The following is a 17,580-nucleotide window of genomic DNA, read 5'->3' on the forward strand; positions in this document are numbered from 1 at the left end:
GGGGCGGTTCACTCAGTCGAGCACCGTGTCCCTGGTCTCGCGCATGCGGATGTAGACGACGGTGGAGACAAGAGTGAGCGCGCTGGCGTACCAGCCGAAGACCTGTCCGTGCCCCCCGTCGGCGAGCATCGTGGCGACGTACGGTGCGGTGCCGCCGAACAGCGCCACGGTGAGCGCGTAGGGAAAACCGATGCCCGTCGTGCGGACCTTCGAGGGGAACAACTCGACCATGACCGCTGAGCACACCGAGGTGTAACCGGTCAGCAGCACCATGGCCACGCACGAGATGAGCAGCAGATTCCAGAAGGAGTCCTGCAGCATGCCGAGCATCGGGACCGTCAGCACGGTGAAGCCCGCTCCGAAGACGACGAGCAGGGGCTTCCTGCCCACGCGATCCGCCAGCAGCCCTCCGAGGGGCTGGATCGCCGTGAAGAACACGAGCGCGATCGTGCTCACCGTGAGCGCCCGCGCCGGGTCCGCGCCTGCGGTGATCGTGGCGTACGTCGGCAGGTATATGGACCAGGTGTAGAAGCTGACGGTGGCTCCCGCGGTCATGCCGACGATGAGCATCGACTCCTTGGGATGCCTGCGAAGGAAGTCGAAGAGTCCCGGCCTGTCCACGGCGCCCTTCCTGATCGCCTCGGCGTGGACGTACGTCTCCTCGGCTCCGTATCGGACCCACAGGCCGAGCAGGGAAAGCAGCGCCCCCAGGGCGAAGGCGAGCCGCCATCCCCAGGAGGACATCTGGTCCATGGAGAGCATGTTGCCGAGCAGGCTCGCCACGCCGGCCGCCATGAGCTGGCCGAGGTTGGAGCTGAAGTAGCTGAAGCTGGAGAACAGCCCGCGCCGGCCGGGGGGTGCCGACTCCACCAGGAACACCGACGACACGGCGAACTCGCCGCCCACGGAGAATCCCTGGACCAGGCGTATGACGATCAGCAACAGCGGGGACAACAGCCCGGCCTGCGCGTAGGTGGGCAGAAGGACCATCGCGAGCTGGCTCACGCCCATGAGTGCGACGGTGAGGGTCATGGCCGGGCGCCGGCCGGCGCGGTCGGCGATCGCACCGATGGCGAGGCCGCCGATCGGGCGCATGACGAAGCCGACCGCGAAGACGGCGAAGGCGCTGAGCAGGGGGACGAGGCTGTGCCCGGTGTCGGGGAACACCTGATCCGCGAAGTAAGTGGTGAGAAACGCGTACGCCAGCCAGTCGTACCACTCCACCAGGTTTCCCGCTGAGGTGGACAGTAACTGGCGTGTGCGGCTGCGGAGGGTGGGAGTGACCGCGGAGTCGACCGTCACCACTGAACTCCTTCGTCGTCTGACGGCTGGCTGTATGCCGAGAAGTTTGCACCTGATGACATATTGAGGCAAGGAGTGGTATTAATGTTTACGAAAGCGCTATATTGAGGTTCTGGATGTTAGATTCCGACATACTTGATGAATTGGATCGTCGTCTCGTCGCGGCGCTGCAGATCTCACCCCGGGCCACCTGGGGGGACCTGGGGCGGGTGCTCGGTGAGAACGAACGCACGGTGGCGCGGCGCGTGCAGCGCATGCTCGCCGTCGGCGCCATCCGGATCACGGCCACCTACGACGACCTGCGCGCCGGTGTCGGCAGCCCCGTGCACGTACGCGTCAGCACGGAACCGGGATCGGTGGACGCCACGGCCCGTGTCCTGGCCGCCCGGCCGGACGTACGCGGGGTCTTCGCGATCACCGGGGCCGCCGATCTGTGGTGCGAACTCGTCGCCTCGGGAGAGGGTCCGCTGCGGAACCTGCACGGGATCCTCGCCGACGAGATACCGGCCGTCCCCGGGGTACGGGCCACCGAGGCACAGGTGGTGCTCAGGACGTTCACCACGGTCGCCGACTGGCACGCCCCCCTGCTCAGCGAGCAGGAGTGCGCCGCGGTGGGGGCCCTGGGTGTCCCGCTGCTCGCCGAGCTACCGGATCGGGTCGACTTCGGGGGCGTCGACCGCCAGGTGGCGGAGATGCTCGTGCGCGACGGCCGCATGAGCTACACCCAGATCGCCGACGAACTCGGCATCTCGGTACCGACCGCTCGGCGTAAGGTGACCTCGCTGCTGGAACAGCAGATGGTCCACCTGCGCGTCGAGGCGGAACCCGCGCTGCTCGGCCTGCGCGTCGAGGCCCAGCTCGGCCTGGAGGTGCGTCCCGCCGGCCTGGACGAGGTGGGGAGGGCGCTCGCCCGCCATCCCGGAGTCCGCTACTGCGCGGCCATCGCGGGCAGCCATGATCTCCTGGTCGAGGTCTGCCTGGCCCACGAGGCGGACCTGTACAGATTCGTCACCCGGGTCGTCGGAGGACTGACCGACGTGGTCGATGTGGACATGGCGTTCATCACCCGGGCCTACAAACGAGGGCACCTGCCGAAGGACGGCCTTCTGACAAGGAGTCCGCATGACGGTCCTTGAGGACGAGACCGTACGCATGTGCGCCGAGCTCATCCGGATCGACACCAGCAATCTCGGCAGCGACGGCCCCGGCGAACGCGAGGCGGCCGAGCTGGTCATGCGGTGGCTCGGCGAGGTCGGCCTCGACCCCACCTACATCGAGAGCGAGCCTCGCCGGGGCAACGTGATCGTCCGCATGAGCGGGACCGTGCCCGGGCTTCCCGCGCTGCTCGTGCACGGGCATCTCGACGTCGTCCCGGCCGACCCGCGTGACTGGACCGTGCCCCCGTTCGCCGGTGAGGTGATCGACGGCTGGATATGGGGCCGCGGGGCCGTCGACATGAAACACATGGACGCGATGATGGTCGCCGTCGTGCGCGACATGGTGCGCAGGGGAATCCGGCCGCGGCGGGACCTGGTCTTCGTCTGGCTGGCCGACGAGGAGGCCGGCGGGGACCACGGCGCACGGTTCCTGGTGCGCGAGCACCCGGAACTGTTCGAGGGATGCGCGGAGGCCATCGGCGAAGTCGGCGGTTACTCCGTCTCGATCGCCCCCGACCTGCGGCTCTACCTGGTGGAGACGGCGCAGAAGGGGCTGGCGTGGATTCGCATGCGCGCCGAGGGCCAGGCGGGTCACGGCTCCATGATCCACCCGGACAACTCGGTGACGGAGCTGGCGGCGGCCGTGAGCCGGATCGGCGCCCACCACTGGCCGCAGCGGCTGACCCCCACGACCCTCCGCATGCTCAAGGAGATCTGCCACGCCTGCGGCGTGCCGTTCGACGAGGACGACATCGACGGTGTCCTCGGCAAACTCGGGCCGACGGCCCGTTTCATCGGGGCCTCACTGCGCCACGTGGCCAATCCGACACAGTTCCACGCCGGGTACGCCACGAACGTCGTGCCCGAACTGGCCGTCGCCGAGATCGACGGGCGTTTCCTTCCGGGGCTGAAGGACGACTTCCTCGACACGCTCCACCGGCTGGCCGGGCCCCGGGTGTCCAGTGAGCGCATCGACTTCGAGGAGGCGGTGGAGGCTCCGTTCGACACCCCGCTGGTCGAGGCCATGCTGGGCGCGCTCAGGACCGAGGATCCACAGGGGCGCGTCGTGCCCTACTGCCTGTCCGCGGGGACCGACAACAGGACCTTCCATCGGATGGGGATCCACGGGTACGGGTTCGTCCCTCTGCGGCTCCCGCCGGAGATGGACTTCGCCGCCATGTTCCACGGGGTGGACGAACGTGTTCCCGAGTCCGCGCTCCGCTTCGGCGTGCGTGTCCTGCATCATCTGCTCTCGACCTACTGACGTCGCGGGGTCCGGCAGCCGGGGCGCGCCGTCCCGGCTCGTCCGCGGCTCGCGCGCCCTGGACCGGGCCGCCGGAGCGAGAGCCGCCTGGCATGATCCACTGCTGGGGCGAAGCCCCGGAGATCCCCTGGCAGGCTCAGCAAGACGAAGGAATTCAGCCACGTGAGAACCCCCAGCGGCGGTCAGGCCGGGACACGGAGCAGACGTGTCGCCGAGCTCGGCCTCGTCGGCGTCGCCCTCTGTTTCGGCCTGACGTTCACCGTGACCCAGGACGCCATCCGGGACGTTCCGCCGTGGTCGTTCATCGCGCTCCGGTTCCTGTCGGCGGCGGCCGTACTGCTGGTGCCCTACGGCAGGGACCTGCGGCGGCTTCCGGCGGCCGGCTGGCGGGCCGGTCTCACGCTGGGGGCCCTTCTCACGGCCGGGTACGGTCTCCAGACCGTCGGACTGGCCTACACGACCGCGTCCAACTCCGGATTCATCACCGGCCTGTCCGTGGTCTTCACCCCGATCCTCGCCTGGCTCGTGCTGCGCCAGGCGGTCAGCGGCCGGGTGTGGGTGTGCATCGCCCTGGCCGCGTGCGGGCTTCTGCTCCTGTCGGGGTTCGGCGGCGCCTGGAGCCCGGACGGCGACGCCCTCACGCTGGGCTGCAGCCTGGGCTTCGCCGCGCACATCATCGTCACGGACAGGACCGTCCGCCGTTTTCCCGTGGGCTCCATGGTCGTCGTGCAGCTGGGCGTCTGCGGGATCGCCGCGCTCGCGGTCGCCTCGGCCACCGGCGGGCTTGTCACACCGACGGCCACCGACACCTGGTGGGCCATCGCCTTCACCGCGGTGGTGGCCAGCGCCCTGGCCTACTTCGTCCAGTCCTACGCGCAGCGGCACACCTCACCGGTGCGCACGTCCCTGCTCCTGACCACCGAACCCGTCTTCGCGGGGCTGTTCGGCTTCTGGCTCGCCGGTGACCGGCTGACCGTCGTCGGATGGTCCGGCGCGGCGCTCATGCTGCTGGCCGTACTCGCGGCCGAGAACGGCGGCGCGTCCGCCCGCCTGCTCCACGCGCTGCGCACGCGGCGGCCCACCGTGCGGGGGAGGACTCCGGAACCGGCGTCACGAAGCGAGTCCTCCCAGGACGCGGGCGGAGCGGCGCGGCGGTAGGCCGCTCACGAGGCGACCACCAGGGCCTGGGGGGCGGCCTGCTTCATGCGGGTGCGCAGCCACAGCAGCTGGACGGCGGTCTCCTTCTCGCAGACCTCGACGACGCCGAGCAGGTCCTCGTCCCGCGCCCCCTGCGCGGCCTGACCGATCAGGGTCCAGGAGATGTCGCACTCGGCGGCCATGAGGTAAAGGTCGTGCAGGTCGCGCAGCAGTCCCAGGCCGCCGGTGCGGGTGCCGGAGAACAGGGTGGCGTGCAGTCTCTCGGGCTCGTCGGGAGCCTTCTCGGAGTAACGCCGGGCGAAGGGCGCCAGCCTGCGGGCGTGCTCGTCGCACTGCCCGGCCAGCCGCTCGCAGACGTGATGGACGTCGGGCTCGTCACGATGGCCCCGCCCGACCTCGCGGAAGGCGTCCGCCAGCTCGGTCTGCGACCTGTGCAGCAACCCAAGATAGTGCGCCAGGTGCATGTCACGCCTCCTCGACGCGTTCGCGGACCTGCGCGGCGGGCCCGCCCCTCGTGGCCGGGACCCGTGGGTCGGCGGGGACGACGCCGACGGTGGGGGCGGCGGAAGGCACCCCGCCCCCGGAGGAGACCCTGGTCACCCGGACCGCGGCGACCTTGAAGATCGGCTGCTTGGACACCGGGTCCCAGCCGGTGAGCGTCAGCTCGTTGGCCGCGCGGGGGGCCTCCCCGCCGGGGCCGGGCTCGCCACGGTCCCAGTAGCCGTAGTGGAACGGCACGAACACCACCCCGGGACGGGTCCCGCACACCCTGGCCCTGGCCTCCAGCGCCCCCCGGGGAGACTCCACACGAACCAGGTCCCCCTCGGCCACCCCCAGCGCGGCGGCGTCACCGGGGGCGATCTCCACCCAGCATTCGGGGGCGGCGTCGTTCAGCTGGGGCGCGCGGGCGGTCTTGGTGCGGGTGTGGAAGTGATAGACGGTGCGGCCGGTGGTCAGCAGCGCCGGATGCTCCTCGCTCGTCACCTCGGGGGAGGGCTGGTACGGCGCGGCCCGCAGGAACGCCCGCCCCCGCGGTTCCATGGCCCGGTGGCGTTCCTCGTCGTAGGCGGCGCCGGTGAGCAGGTCGTGCCCGTAGTCCTCGCAGTAGCCGGGGTCGGTGTTGAAGCGTCCGCCGGTGTAGAGCCTTTCGGTGCCGCGCGGAGCCGAGGGCGTGCACGGCCACTGGACACCGCTTCCGCCGCGCAGCAGCTCGTAGGTGATGCCGGTGTAGTCGCACGGACGCCCGGCCGAGCACGCCTTCCACGCCTCGAACGCCGACTCGGGATCGTGCCATTTGACCAACGGCGCGCCGTCCTTGTCGCGGAAGTCCATCCGGCGGGCGTAGTCGAGGAAGATGTCCAGGTCGGAGCGGGCCTCGCCGGGCGGCTCCACCGCCTTGTCGGCCAGGTGGACGGTACGGTCGACGCTGGTGAACGTGCCCTGTTTCTCCCCCCAGGTGGCCGCGGGCAGCACCACGTCGGCCAGCATCGCGGTCTCCGTCAGGAAGATGTCCTGCACGATGAGGAACAGGTCCTCCTTGGAGAGGATCCGGCGGACGCGCGCCAGGTCGGGCAGGGAGACGGCGGGATTGGTCGCCGAGACCCACAGCAGCTTGATCGAGCCCTGTTCGGCGTAGCGGAAGACCTGCATGGCGTGCGTCGGGGGAGCCCAGTGCGGGATGACCGAGGGCTCGACGTTCCACAGTTCGGCGAGCTGCCGAACGTGCTGGGGATTGTCCCAGTTGCGCATCCCGGGCAGGTCGCCGTCGGCCCCGGTCTCGCGGGTGTTCTGCGCGGTCGGCTGGCCGTTCATCTGGTAGAGCCCCGCTCCGGGGCGGCCCAGCATGCCGCGCAGCAGATGGATGTTGTTGACCTGGCAGGCGGCGGCGGTGGCCTGGTTGGACTGGTAGAAGCCCTGCAGCACCGTCGACAGCAGCCTCCTGGAGGACCCCAGGATCTCCGCGGCGTGCTCGATGGAGCGCACCGGCACGTCGCAGATCTCCGCCGCCCATCCGGGCGGGCAGTCCCGCACGACCCGGCACAGCTCCTCGAATCCGATCGTGTGCGAGCGGACGTACTCCTCGTCGTACCACCCCTTGTCGATCAGCCGGTGGATCAGGGCGTTCATCAGCGCCATGTTCGTGCCGGGCCGTACCGCCAGGTGCACGTCGGCCTCCCGCGCCACCGGCGTCTCCCGAGGGTCGACGGCGATCATGGCCGGGGGCCGGGGGCCACGGCGCCGGTCCAGCATCCGCATCCACAGCACCGTCTGCGTCTCGGCCACGTTGTGACCCCACAGCGCGATCGCGTCGCAGTGGTCGACGTCGGTGTAGGAGCCGGGCTGCCCGTCGGTGCCGAAGCTCTCCTTCAGCGCCGCGGCGGCGGTCGCCGTGCACAGCCGGGTGTTGCCGTCCATGTGCGGCGTGCCGATCCCGGCCTTGCCGATCACGCCCAGGGTGTAGTACTCCTCCAGGAACAGCTGGCCACTGGTGTGGAAGCCGAAGTGGCCCCAGCCACCCGGTCCGTCGAGCAGTTCCCTTGAGCGGGCGACGATCCGCCCCATCGCGGTGTCCCAGTCCGTCTCGACCAGCCGGTCGCCCTCACGTACCAGGGGACGTGTGAGCCGGTCGGGGCTGTTTGCGGCCTGCCAGCCGTACAGGTCCTTGGGGTCGAGCCGCCCGTGGTTGACCCTGTCGCCCGCCCGGCCGCGTACTCCGACGATCCGGCCTCCGGCGACGGCGATGTCCATCGCGTCGCCGTTGGAGTGCAGGATCGAGGCGGCCTGCACCCACTTCTCGACGTCCTTCTCCTGGACGCCCTCCTCAAGGAAGGCGTCCACCCGCACCGGCCAGGCACTGTGCCGGACCGGATCGCCGGGCAGCAGGGCGCGCACGCCCTCGGGAAGCGAGGCGGCGATCCGCTCGGCCGCGCCAGGAGGGCCGTACGGCGTACGCGCCCCCCACGGGTCGGTGATCCGGTCGGTCATACCGGCGGCTCCCTCCAGGAGGACGCGACATGGGGATGACAGATGCGCTACCCCGCCTGGCGCCCGTCACACGACGTGCTCAACGCGAGACGCACGTGGCGACCGGCACGGGGCGGTCCGCACAGTGGTCTGGAACCCCAGGTCGGGAGGGTAACGGCACTCCGTCCATCCGCCGCTCCGCAGGCCCGGCGCCGCCGCCCGGCGGCCCGGGATCCGGAGGGAGAGGTGGGCTCAGACGGTCTCCAGGGTGGTGGTGATCTCCACGCAGCCGCCGATGGTTCGCGCGATGGGGCAGTGCCGGGTGTGCCGGTCGTGGGCGCGTGCCACCTCGGCGGGGTCCACCCCCTCGGCCAGGCGTACCCGGTAACGCACGTGGACGGCGGCGATCCGCAGCACCCCGCCGTCGTTGACGATGGTCCCCTCGGCCTCGGACGTCAGCGCGCCGTCGGTGGTCGGCTGGCCGAGCTGTCCGAGCATGCCGGACAGGGTGCCGGTCAGGCATCCCGCGGTGGCGCCGACCAGGTAGTCCAGGGTGGTGGCGTGCGGCTCGATGGTGTCGAGCGGCACCTTGTAGTGTTCGGCCACGCCGCCGTGCATGCCCATGGGCACCTGCCCGTCCAGGGGAACGGTGACCAGCTTGGTGCGTCCGGGCGCGGCCTCGACGCTCACCCGGGAGGTCTCGACGACGGCGCTGCTGTCGATCATGGTGCTGCTCCTTGTTGGGGCGGGATGGTGGTCAGCCGGCGGCGTTGGACGCCTCGGCGGTCAGCGCGCCGAAGTCGACGGGGGTGCCGTCCAGCGGGACGACGGCCGCCACGTAGCAGTCGGGGCGCACGAGGTAGACGACATCCTGCTCGCCGGCGTAGATGTCCCACATCTTGTCGGACAGCACGGTGAGCGTGCCGGGGCCCGCGGGCGCGGGGGCCAGGACGCGGCGCCGGACCCAGGCGGGGGCGGGGACGGCGTCGAGCGCGGCGCTCAGGCCGGGGGTGAGGCCGTCGCGACCGGGTACGGCGAGCAGGGTCAGCGACCCCGCCGTGATGGCGCGCAGCGTGGTCGCGCGGCCGCCCTCGGCGCAGCGCAGGTCGGGCAGCGGCGCACCCGGCCGTACCCGGGGAGAGGACAGGACGGTCGGCGCGGTCAGCGGCGAGTCGTAGTAGGGGAAGGGTTCGTACAGCCTGCCGCTGTCCACCCGGTGGGCCTGACCGGGGTCGTCGGCGGCGGCCGCGAGCGCGGCGTCGCGCTCGCGGCGGCCCGGCTCGCCGTCGGGGGTCATGAACTTCATGGAGGCCCCGGTCAGCTCCAGGTTGTGGTCGGCCGCCGCCGCCCGCTCGGTCTCGTAGCTGTCCAGGAGCGCGTGCCCCGCCTTGCCGTTGAGCACGAGGCCGAGCTTCCAGGCCAGGTTCTCCGCGTCCTCCATGCCGCTGTTCATGCCGCGGGCGCCGAACGGCGAGACGACGTGCGCCGCGTCGCCCACCAGGAACGCGCGGCCGCTGCGGAAGGCCGAGGCCCTGCACTGCTGGAAGGTGTAGGTGTTGCTGCGGACCACCTTCACCGGGTGGTCGCCGATCACGGTGGCGATCCGCGCCCGCACCCGCTCGGGCTCGGTGAGGACGTCGGCGTCGGCGTCCAGCGGGATCTGCCAGTCCAGCCGCCACAGTCGCCGGCTCACCCCGTGCATGAGCACGATCCCCTCGGGATAGAAGGGCGGGTTGAACCACAGCCGCCGCTCCCGCCTGAACGGCAGTTCGGCCTCGAAGTCGGCGACGAGGAAGCGTCCTTTGGTCTGCCAGCCGTCGAAGGTGATGCCCAGGCGGCGCCGTACGCCGCTGCCGATGCCGTCGGCCGCGACGAGGTAGGCGCCGGTGTGGGTCTCCGGTCCTTCGGGGCCGTCTGCCGTGACCCGCACGCCGGAGTCGTCCTGCTCGAAGCCGGTGACCGTGCGCTCCAGCCGGATGTCCACCAGACCGGTCGCGAGCGCCGCGTCGTGGAGCAGCTCCTCGATGCGGAACTGCGGGAAGTTCACGAACGGCGGGTAGATCTCCTCGCCGTGCGGCGGGAACCTGAGCTGGAGTATCTCCTTGTCGCCGTAGTACGTGCGGCCCAGCGACCAGCTCATCCCGTCGTTGACGATCTCGTCGGCCACGCCGAGACGGTCGTACAGCGCGAGGATGTCGCGTTGCACGGTGACGGCTCTGGACTGCCGGCAGCTCGGCTGGTCACGGCGTTCCAGCACCACCGAGCGCACGTTCTGCCTGGCGAGCAGGATCGCGGTGGCCATGCCCACGGGCCCCGCGCCCACGATCACCACGTGCGGGAAAGAACCTGAGCTGTCCGGCAGAACCATCGCCACCTCCGAAGTGACCGATATCCGGTTACTACGACCGTATATTGGTCATAGATTGCCCTGTTTGCGGCGGGACTTCAAGAGGGGCGACGGGATGCGACGCGAATCGATGTTGGCGTGCGAGCGGGGGAGGCGCGATAATCGCTCGTGTAGCCCGATTTTCGACTAGGAGTGAGACCGTGACCGAGGAACCGGCCAGATCTGGCGAAATCGCGCAAACGCTCGATCGGGGGCTGCGCCTGCTGGAGATCCTCGCGGAGGTGGACCAGGGGTTGTCGCCGACCGAGGCCGCCGCCCGGCTCGGCGTCCACCGCTCCATCGCCGCCCGCCTGCTGGCGACCCTGCTGCACCGTGGATTCGTCCGGCGCAACCGTGAGGGACGTTACCTGCTGGGCATGGGGCTGTTCACCCTGGCGCGCCAGGTCTCCCAGAATCTCATGGTGGTCGCGGGGCCGTTGCTCACCGAGATCGCCGAGCGGCTCGACGCCACCGCCGTCATGCATGTCGCCGACGGGGACGGGGCCGTCACCCTGGCCTCGGTCGAGCCCAAGCGGGCCAGTTTCCACATCGGCCTGCGCACCGGCTCCCGGCATCCGCTGGGCACCGCCGCCACCGGTATCGCCATCCTGGCCGGGCGTCCCCCCGAGCCCGGCGAGAGCGACAAGGTCAGCCACGGGCGAAGCCGGGGGTACGTCGTCACCACCGGCGAACTGGTCCCCAACTTCACCGGCATCGCCGCCCCGATCGTGGTCAACGGCTGGTGTGACGCCAGTGTCGGTGTGGTGATCCCGAAGGAGCGCAAGCACGACGAGAAGGTTCTGGCCGGCGAGGTGATCGCCCTGGCGGGGCGCATCGCACTCGGCCTGACCTGACCTCCGGCCTGCCCTGACGCAGGCGCGACGGCCCCGGAGCCCCGAGCGGGCACCGGGGCCTTTCGCATGTCCGGGCGATTGACAACCCTCTGTCCGTGCGCAAGGATCGCCGATATACGGTCTATGTAACCGATAATAGAACGCCAACAGAGCGCAGGGCTCGACCCCGGATTGAGGTGGGCATGGTCTACTACAGGCGTCTTGGCGAGGTGCCACGTAAACGGCACTCCCAGTTCCGCGGCGCCGACGGCGCCCTCTACCACGAGGAGATGCAGGGCGAGGAGGGGTTCAGCTGGACCCAGTCGTTCCTGTACCACCGCAGGATCCCGACCGCCATCACCGCGGCGGAGAGCCATGCCGACGACGGCGGGCCGATGCGGCCCAACGATCCGCTGCTGCCACGGCACCTGCGCACCCACGCCTTCGAGCCGGGCGGGGACCCGATCCTGGGCCGGCGGGTCCTGATGGGCAACTCCGACCTGACGATCTCCTACGTCGCCGCCGACGCCGACAGCCCCCTGTACCGCAACGCGGTCGGCGACGAACTCGTCTACGTCGAGGCGGGCTCGGCCGTGCTGGAGTCCCCCTACGGCCGGATGGAGGTCGGCGACGGCGACTACGTCGTCATCCCCACCTCCACGACGCACCGCTGGCGGCTGCTCGGCGGCGAGCTACGGCTGTTCGTGGTGACCGCGTCCGGCGGCGGGCACATCAGGCCGCCCAAGCGGTTCATGTCGCCGTTCGGGCAGTTCCTGGACGGCTCGCCGTACAACGAGCGGGACATCCGCGGCCCCGAGGAGCTGACCTCCGCCGACGGACCGGCCGAGGTGTACGTCAGGCACCGGCGTGGCGTCACCCGTTACACCTACGCCTACCACCCCTTCGACGTGGTCGGCTGGGACGGCTACAACTACCCCTACGCGCTGTCCATCCGTGACTTCACCCCCTCGACCGGCGCGCTGCACCTGCCGCCGCCCACCTACATCACCTTCGAAGGGCCGGGCTTCGTCATCTGCTCCTTCGTGCCGCGCATGTACGACTACCACCCGGACGCGGTGAAGGTCCCCTACAACCACGCCAACGTGGACTCCGACGAGGTGCTGTTCTACTGCGGCGGCGACTTCATGAGCCGTGCGGGCACGGGCGTCGGCATGGGGTCCATCTCCCTGCACCCCGCCGGTTACATCCACGGCCCGCAGCCGGGCAGCGCAGAGAAGAGCATGACGGTGACCAGGACCGAGGAGTACGCGGTCATGGTGGACACCTTCAAACCGCTCGACCTCGGCCCCCACCTCGACGAGGCGGAGGACCCCGGTTACGCCTGGTCGTGGGCCCGCGGCGCCGGCGTCGACGTCGGCGGGTGAAACGCCCGCCCACCCGCTCAGAAGGGCCCCGCGACCACGGTCGCGGGGCCCTTCTGAGCGGGAAGGCCGTCATGATGCCCTCATGGGCCCGTCATGAGGGCGTCATGACGGGCCCATGAGGGCCGTCACGACGGCGCCGCGTGGTCGGCCGGGACGGGGCGGCGGGACGTCAGCGCCTTACGCGCCCGGGTGGCCAGCGCCGCCAGCCCTCTGGGCTCGTAGAACAGGATGACCACGATCAGCCCGCCGTACATGATCTGCGCGACGTAGGCGGGCCCGAAGTCGGACACCGCGCCGCCCATGCCCGGGATCGCGTCGCTGTAGCGCTGCAGGAGCAGCGGCAGCGAGGACACGAACGCCGCGCCCGCGATGGCTCCCGCCACCGACGCCTGCCCGCCGATCACGACCATCGCCAGGTACTCCAGCGACAGGAACAGGTCCCAGTACTCGGGCACCACCCGCTGGAACAGCAGGGCCAGCAGCACGCCGGCGAGTCCCGCGTACACACTCGACAGGGTGAAGGCGACCGACCGGTACCACGCCACCCGCACGCCGAGCGCCGCCGCGTGCACCTCGCCGTCGCGGACCGCGGCGAACGCCCTGCCCACCCGGCTGCGCAGTACCAGCACGGCGAACACCGTGGTCAGCACCAGGATGATCAGGGTGACGTACCACCCGCGCTCGGCCTGGCGCAGCGGCACCCCGAGCAGCGAGAGCTCGGGCTCGGCGCCGAGCACCTGGAACGAGCCGACGGTCAGCTCGGGCACGTTACGCCCGTTGTAACCACCGGTGAGCGGCTCGGCGGTGAACAGCACGTGCTGGCCGATGAACACCAGCGCCAGCGACGCGACCCCCAGGTAGATGCCCTTCAGCCGGCCGGCCAGCGGGCTGAAGGCCAGCCCCGCCAGTCCTGCCAGCGCCACCGCGATCACCGCGGCGGGCAGGCTGGGCAGGCCGAGCCCCCAGGAGCCCTCCTTCGCCGGTGAGCCGAGCCAGATGTACCCGTAGGCGCCCACGGCCAGGAAGAACGAGTGCGCGAGGGAGAGCTGACCGACCCGGCCGACCAGGATCATCAGCCCGACCGCGCCGATGGCGGCGGCGAAGGCGAAGGAGCCCAGATTGAGCCAGAACCGGTCGGCGTACAGCGGGATGGCGAGCAGGACGACGCCCGCCACGACCGCGACCGGCGTGCGCCACCGGACCCCCGCGCGCGCACCGCGCCGTGTCTCCTCTGATGTGTTCGCCGGCTTAAACACGGACGGCCTCCCGTATCCCGAACAGCCCGGCGGGCCTGATCAGCAGCACCACCAGCATCAACACGTACGGCGCGGCCTCCTCGAACCCCTGGCCGAGGAACGTCAGGTACTCTCCGTACCCGCGGACCAGGACCTCGCTCAGCCCGACCAGCAGCCCTCCGGCGATGGCGCCGGTGGTGGAGTCCAGGCCACCGATGATCGCGGCGGGCAACGCGCGCAGCGCCACGGCCTCGACCGAGGTGTCCAGACCCGGGCTCGGATAGGCCACGATGAACAGCCCCGCGCACACGGCCAGGGCACCGGCCACGGCCCACGCCGTGGCCGAGACCCGGCCGAGCCGGATGCCCATCAGGGACGCCGTCTCCGGGTCCTCGGCGGTGGCCCGCATCGCCACGCCGAAGTCGCTGCGGTGCAGCCACAGCTGGAAGAGCACCAGCAGCAGCGCGCCGACGACCAGCGCGGCGATCCGCGCCTCGGCGACGCCGATGCCCAGGAACCGCACCACGGCGTTGCCCCACGGGTCACCGGTGGTGAGGATCTGCGAGCCGATCCGCCGGTCGGTCTCGGTCAGCAGCACCACGTCGAGGCCGATGGTCATGATGCTCGCCGCGACCACCGCGTGCGTCTTGCGGAACCTGCTGACCAGCAGGCGGTCGATCAGCACGGCCAGGACCGCGGCCGCGGCCACGCCCAGCGGGAGCGCCACCCAGAACGACAGCCCGTGCAGGGTGTACGCGCTGGCCAGCACGTACGTGCCGAACATCAGCAGGCTCGGCTGGGCGAAGTTGACCACGCTGGAGGACTTGTAGACGACGACGATGCCCAGGGCGACGAGCGCGTACACGGCACCGAGTGACGCGCCCTCCACCAGCATCGAGAGAAGTTGTGCCATGAAACCGGCTCCTAGGATGGCGGCTCGGACTCGGAACGTTCCTTTTCTGCGGCCCTGCCGAGGTAGGCGGCGATGACCGCCTCGTGCGCGGTCACCTGGTCGGGCGGCCCGGTGAGCACGACCTGACCGAAGTCGAGCACGGTGACCTGCTCGGAGATGCCCATCACCAGCCCCATGTCGTGCTCGACCAGCAGGACCGTGATCCGCTGTTCGGCGGCGATCCTGCGGATGGTGTCGCGGACGGCGATCTTCTCGTGCGTGTGCATGCCGGCCGCCGGTTCGTCGAGCAGCAGCAGCCGCGGCTCGGTGGCCAGGGCGCGTGCGATGTCCACCCGCTTGGCCTCGCCGTAGGGGAGTTCGGCCGCGGGCAGCGCGAGCAGGTGGTCGACCCCGAGGAACTCGGCGACCTCGCGTACCTTGGCCCTGGCCTCCCGCTCGGAGCGGCGGGCATGGGGAAGGCGCAGCCCGGCGCCGAACACCCCGCCCCTGCCCAGCCGGTGCCGGCCGAGCAGCAGGTTCTCCTCCACGGTCAGCCCCGCGAACATGGACGCGTTCTGGAACGCCCGGCCGACTCCCAGGCCGGTGACCCGATGCGGGGCGAGCCCGACCAGTTCGCCGCCGTCCACGAGCACGCTGCCCCGGGCGGGTTTGTAGATCCCGGACAGCACGTTGAACAGGGACGACTTGCCCGCTCCGTTCGGGCCGATCACCGCGTGGATCGTGCCGGGTTCGGCGGTGAAGGTGACCCCGTCGAGCGCCGTCACCCCGGCGAACCTGACGGTGACGTCGCTGACCTGCAGGCGGGCTCCGGGTGCCGTCATGCCGTCCCTCCCTGTGCTTCGGCGGGAATCGTGGCCGCGTCCTCCTCGTCGGGCTCTCCTCCCAGGTACAGGCGGCGCACCCGGTCGTCGCCGCGCAGGCGTTCGGCCGGGCCCTCGATCGCCACCTCGCCCACGGCGAGCACGTACGCGTGGTCGGCGAGCTCCAGTGCCACCGCCGCGTTCTGCTCGACGACGAGCATCGCCGTGCCCTGCCTGTGGATCTCGCGCAGCAGGTCCACGATCCTGTCGATGATCTTGGGCGCGAGTCCCAGGGACGGCTCGTCCAGGAGCAGCAGCCGGGGCTCGGCCATCAGGGCCCGCCCGATGGCCAGCATCTGCTGCTCGCCGCCGGACAACAGGCCCGCGGTCTGCCCCCTGCGCTCGCCGAGCACGGGGAACAGCTCGTACACCCGTTCCAGGTCGCCGGGCCGCCTGCCCTTCGGGTTGCCGTACCTGCCCGCGCGCAGGTTCTCCTCGACGGTCAGGCGGCCGAACACACGACGTCCCTCGGGGACCTGCACGATGCCGGACTTGACCCGGCGCTCGGCGCCCACACCGTCGATGCGGGCGCCGGCGAACGTGATCTCACCGCCGGTCATCCGGCCGGCCTGGCCGGCCAGCACTCCGGAGACGGCGCGCAGCAGCGTGGACTTTCCCGCGCCGTTGCTGCCGAGCACCGCCACGATGCCGCCGTGCGGGACGTCCACGCTGACGTCCCGCAGGGCGGTCACCGCGTCCCCGTAGCGGACCCCGAGGCCGCGCACCGAGAGCAGCGGATCGTCTGTGGCCCGAGCGGTCATCGCGCCTGGAACTTCGCCGTGTCCGGACCGGTGTAGCCGCTCTGGACCAGTTCCAGCCCGCCCTCGGCGCTCTTGGACGGCTTCATGACGAAGGTCTTGGTGGACGGCGAGACGCCCGGCTTGGAGAAGTCCAGCGGCACGGTGGTCTGCTGGGTGTCGTAGACGCCCTTCTGCCGGAAGGCCTTGGCCAGGCCCTCCCTGGTGAGGTCCTTGTTCTCGCACGCCTGGGTGATGGCCTGGTCCATCACGCTCGACGCCGCGTAGCCGAGCGTCACCCACAGGCTGGGTGTGATCGACTTCTCGCCGGACTTCGCGTACAGGTTCCTGACCTGCTCGGGGCCGGGGCCCTCGCCGGCGAACGGCGCGGCGGAGCTGACCACGAGCATGTTCTTCTCCATGGCCGCTCCCGCGCCGGTGGTCAGCGACTCGGGGGAGAAGCCGGGGGAGGCCGCCACGATCGGCACGTCCAGGCCCTCCACGTCGGCGACGGCCACCGCGGAGGAGACCTGCCGTCCTGACGCGCTCAGGAACAGCGCCTTGACGCCCTCCCCGGCCATCTGCTTGACCTGCCCGGAGAGGTCGCTGACCGTCGGGTCGATCTGCTGGCTGACCACGGAGATGCCGTTGGCCTCGGCGGCGAAGGTGGCCCCCGCCAGGCCGGGCTCGCCGTAGTCGCCCTTGAGGTGGATGTAACCGATCTTGTCGCCCTTGGCGAGCTTCTTCTGCTCGATCAGGTAGTCGACCGCGTTCACCATCTCGATGTCGTACGTGGTGCCGGGGATGATGATCGATTCGCTGTCCTTGACGCTGGGGGACCAGCCCATGGACACCGCGAGCATGCGGTCCTGCTCCAGCTTGGGCAGTACGGCGAGCGTGGTGGGCGAGCCGACGGTGATCTGCAGGGCGAGGACCTGCTGCGACAGGTCGGAGTACAGGGACACCGCCTTCTGCGGGTCGTATCCGTGGTCCCGGGTCACCAGGTTGACCTTGCGGCCGTCACAGACGCCGCCCGCGGCGTTCTTGGCGTCCCAGTAGAGTTTCACGCCCAGGTTCTGCTGCTTGTCGATCGCGGCGAACGGGCCGGTGACGTCGGTGAGCAGACCCAGGTTGATCGTGGAGCCGTCCACACCAGGCCCCGTGGGCATGCCACCGGAGGTGTCGGAACTGGTCTGCGCCTTGGTGGAACAGGCGGTCACGGTGGTGATGGCGAGAGCCGCGGCGCCCAGCGCGGCGGCCATGCGGAGCGTGTGGGATGGCATGCGTCCCCTTTCGTGCCGGTACGGGTCCGCGTCCGTCGGAAACGCGTGGCCGCAGGCAGTAGAGATCACGTTGTGGTCGATGGGGAGAGAACGGCCCGCAACC

The 17,580-nt window shown here is 70.6% G+C and carries 15 protein-coding genes; 5 read left to right on the plus strand and 10 right to left on the minus strand.

All coding sequences use genetic code 11. From position 1 onward, the window contains the following. Window positions 1-12 precede the first annotated feature (12 nt). Complete coding sequence (locus ABT340_RS18165; RefSeq protein ID WP_352011907.1) at window positions 13-1,302, minus strand: MFS transporter; 1,290 nt, start codon at window positions 1,300-1,302, stop codon at window positions 13-15. Between the two features lie 143 nt (window positions 1,303-1,445). Between ABT340_RS18165 and ABT340_RS18170 the strand changes: the two genes are divergently transcribed. The 3 genes from ABT340_RS18170 to ABT340_RS18180 all read left to right on the plus strand — a co-directional run bounded on the left by ABT340_RS18170 (window position 1,446) and on the right by ABT340_RS18180 (window position 4,881). Further along, complete coding sequence (locus ABT340_RS18170) at window positions 1,446-2,438, plus strand: Lrp/AsnC family transcriptional regulator (protein WP_352011908.1); 993 nt, start codon at window positions 1,446-1,448, stop codon at window positions 2,436-2,438. Beyond that, window positions 2,425-3,723: a M20/M25/M40 family metallo-hydrolase gene (locus ABT340_RS18175; RefSeq protein WP_352011909.1), complete on the plus strand. Its 1,299-nt coding sequence runs from the start codon at window positions 2,425-2,427 to the stop codon at window positions 3,721-3,723. The genes ABT340_RS18170 and ABT340_RS18175 overlap by 14 nt, the downstream gene beginning before the upstream one ends. Before the next feature lie 162 nt (window positions 3,724-3,885). Beyond that, the gene (locus tag ABT340_RS18180) at window positions 3,886-4,881 is read left to right on the plus strand and encodes a DMT family transporter (RefSeq protein ID WP_352011910.1); all 996 of its coding nucleotides are present in this window, start codon (window positions 3,886-3,888) and stop codon (window positions 4,879-4,881) included. 5 nt (window positions 4,882-4,886) lie between these two features. Here the strand turns inward: ABT340_RS18180 and ABT340_RS18185 are convergent, their stop codons facing one another. The 4 genes from ABT340_RS18185 to ABT340_RS18200 all read right to left on the minus strand — a co-directional run bounded on the left by ABT340_RS18185 (window position 4,887) and on the right by ABT340_RS18200 (window position 10,213). Beyond that, entirely contained in the window at window positions 4,887-5,345 is a 459-nt protein-coding gene (locus ABT340_RS18185) for a hypothetical protein (RefSeq protein ID WP_352011911.1), read from the minus strand. Window position 5,346: 1 nt separating this feature from the next. Next, window positions 5,347-7,866, minus strand: a complete 2,520-nt coding sequence (locus ABT340_RS18190; protein WP_352011912.1) for a molybdopterin oxidoreductase family protein — start codon at window positions 7,864-7,866, stop codon at window positions 5,347-5,349. 231 nt (window positions 7,867-8,097) lie between these two features. After that, on the minus strand, window positions 8,098-8,571 hold the full coding sequence (locus ABT340_RS18195) for an OsmC family protein (protein ID WP_352011913.1): 474 nt from the start codon (window positions 8,569-8,571) through the stop codon (window positions 8,098-8,100). A gap of 31 nt (window positions 8,572-8,602) precedes the next feature. Further along, on the minus strand, window positions 8,603-10,213 hold the full coding sequence (locus ABT340_RS18200) for an FAD-dependent monooxygenase (RefSeq protein ID WP_352011914.1): 1,611 nt from the start codon (window positions 10,211-10,213) through the stop codon (window positions 8,603-8,605). 179 nt (window positions 10,214-10,392) lie between these two features. Here ABT340_RS18200 and ABT340_RS18205 point away from each other — a divergent pair, with 179 nt between their 5' ends. Together ABT340_RS18205 and ABT340_RS18210 are read left to right on the plus strand one after the other, a co-directional pair. Next, window positions 10,393-11,085 carry an IclR family transcriptional regulator gene (locus tag ABT340_RS18205; protein WP_352011915.1) on the plus strand — a complete coding sequence of 231 codons (693 nt, stop codon included), beginning with the start codon at window positions 10,393-10,395 and terminating at the stop codon, window positions 11,083-11,085. A 182-nt stretch (window positions 11,086-11,267) separates the two neighbouring features. Further along, the gene (locus tag ABT340_RS18210) at window positions 11,268-12,449 is read left to right on the plus strand and encodes a homogentisate 1,2-dioxygenase (protein ID WP_352011916.1); all 1,182 of its coding nucleotides are present in this window, start codon (window positions 11,268-11,270) and stop codon (window positions 12,447-12,449) included. 125 nt (window positions 12,450-12,574) lie between these two features. Here ABT340_RS18210 and ABT340_RS18215 read toward each other — a convergent pair whose 3' ends face one another. From ABT340_RS18215 to ABT340_RS18235, 5 genes are read right to left on the minus strand one after another with little or no spacing between them, the layout of a single operon-like run. After that, window positions 12,575-13,705 carry a branched-chain amino acid ABC transporter permease gene (locus ABT340_RS18215; RefSeq protein ID WP_352011917.1) on the minus strand — a complete coding sequence of 377 codons (1,131 nt, stop codon included), beginning with the start codon at window positions 13,703-13,705 and terminating at the stop codon, window positions 12,575-12,577. Beyond that, on the minus strand, window positions 13,698-14,597 hold the full coding sequence (locus tag ABT340_RS18220) for a branched-chain amino acid ABC transporter permease (protein WP_352011918.1): 900 nt from the start codon (window positions 14,595-14,597) through the stop codon (window positions 13,698-13,700). The genes ABT340_RS18215 and ABT340_RS18220 overlap by 8 nt, the downstream gene beginning before the upstream one ends. An 11-nt stretch (window positions 14,598-14,608) precedes the next feature. Beyond that, window positions 14,609-15,418 (minus strand): ABC transporter ATP-binding protein, encoded by an 810-nt coding sequence (locus ABT340_RS18225; protein WP_352011919.1) that lies wholly within the window; start codon window positions 15,416-15,418, stop codon window positions 14,609-14,611. After that, entirely contained in the window at window positions 15,415-16,218 is an 804-nt protein-coding gene (locus ABT340_RS18230) for an ABC transporter ATP-binding protein (protein WP_352011920.1), read from the minus strand. Before ABT340_RS18230 ends, ABT340_RS18225 begins: the two co-directional genes overlap by 4 nt. Beyond that, entirely contained in the window at window positions 16,215-17,477 is a 1,263-nt protein-coding gene (locus tag ABT340_RS18235) for an ABC transporter substrate-binding protein (protein WP_352011921.1), read from the minus strand. The genes ABT340_RS18230 and ABT340_RS18235 overlap by 4 nt, the downstream gene beginning before the upstream one ends. Between the last annotated feature and the right edge of the window lie 103 nt (window positions 17,478-17,580).

Source organism: Streptosporangium sp. NPDC000239 (assembly GCF_040300765.1).
In the GTDB taxonomy this organism is placed as follows: Bacteria; Actinomycetota; Actinomycetes; order Streptosporangiales; family Streptosporangiaceae; genus Streptosporangium.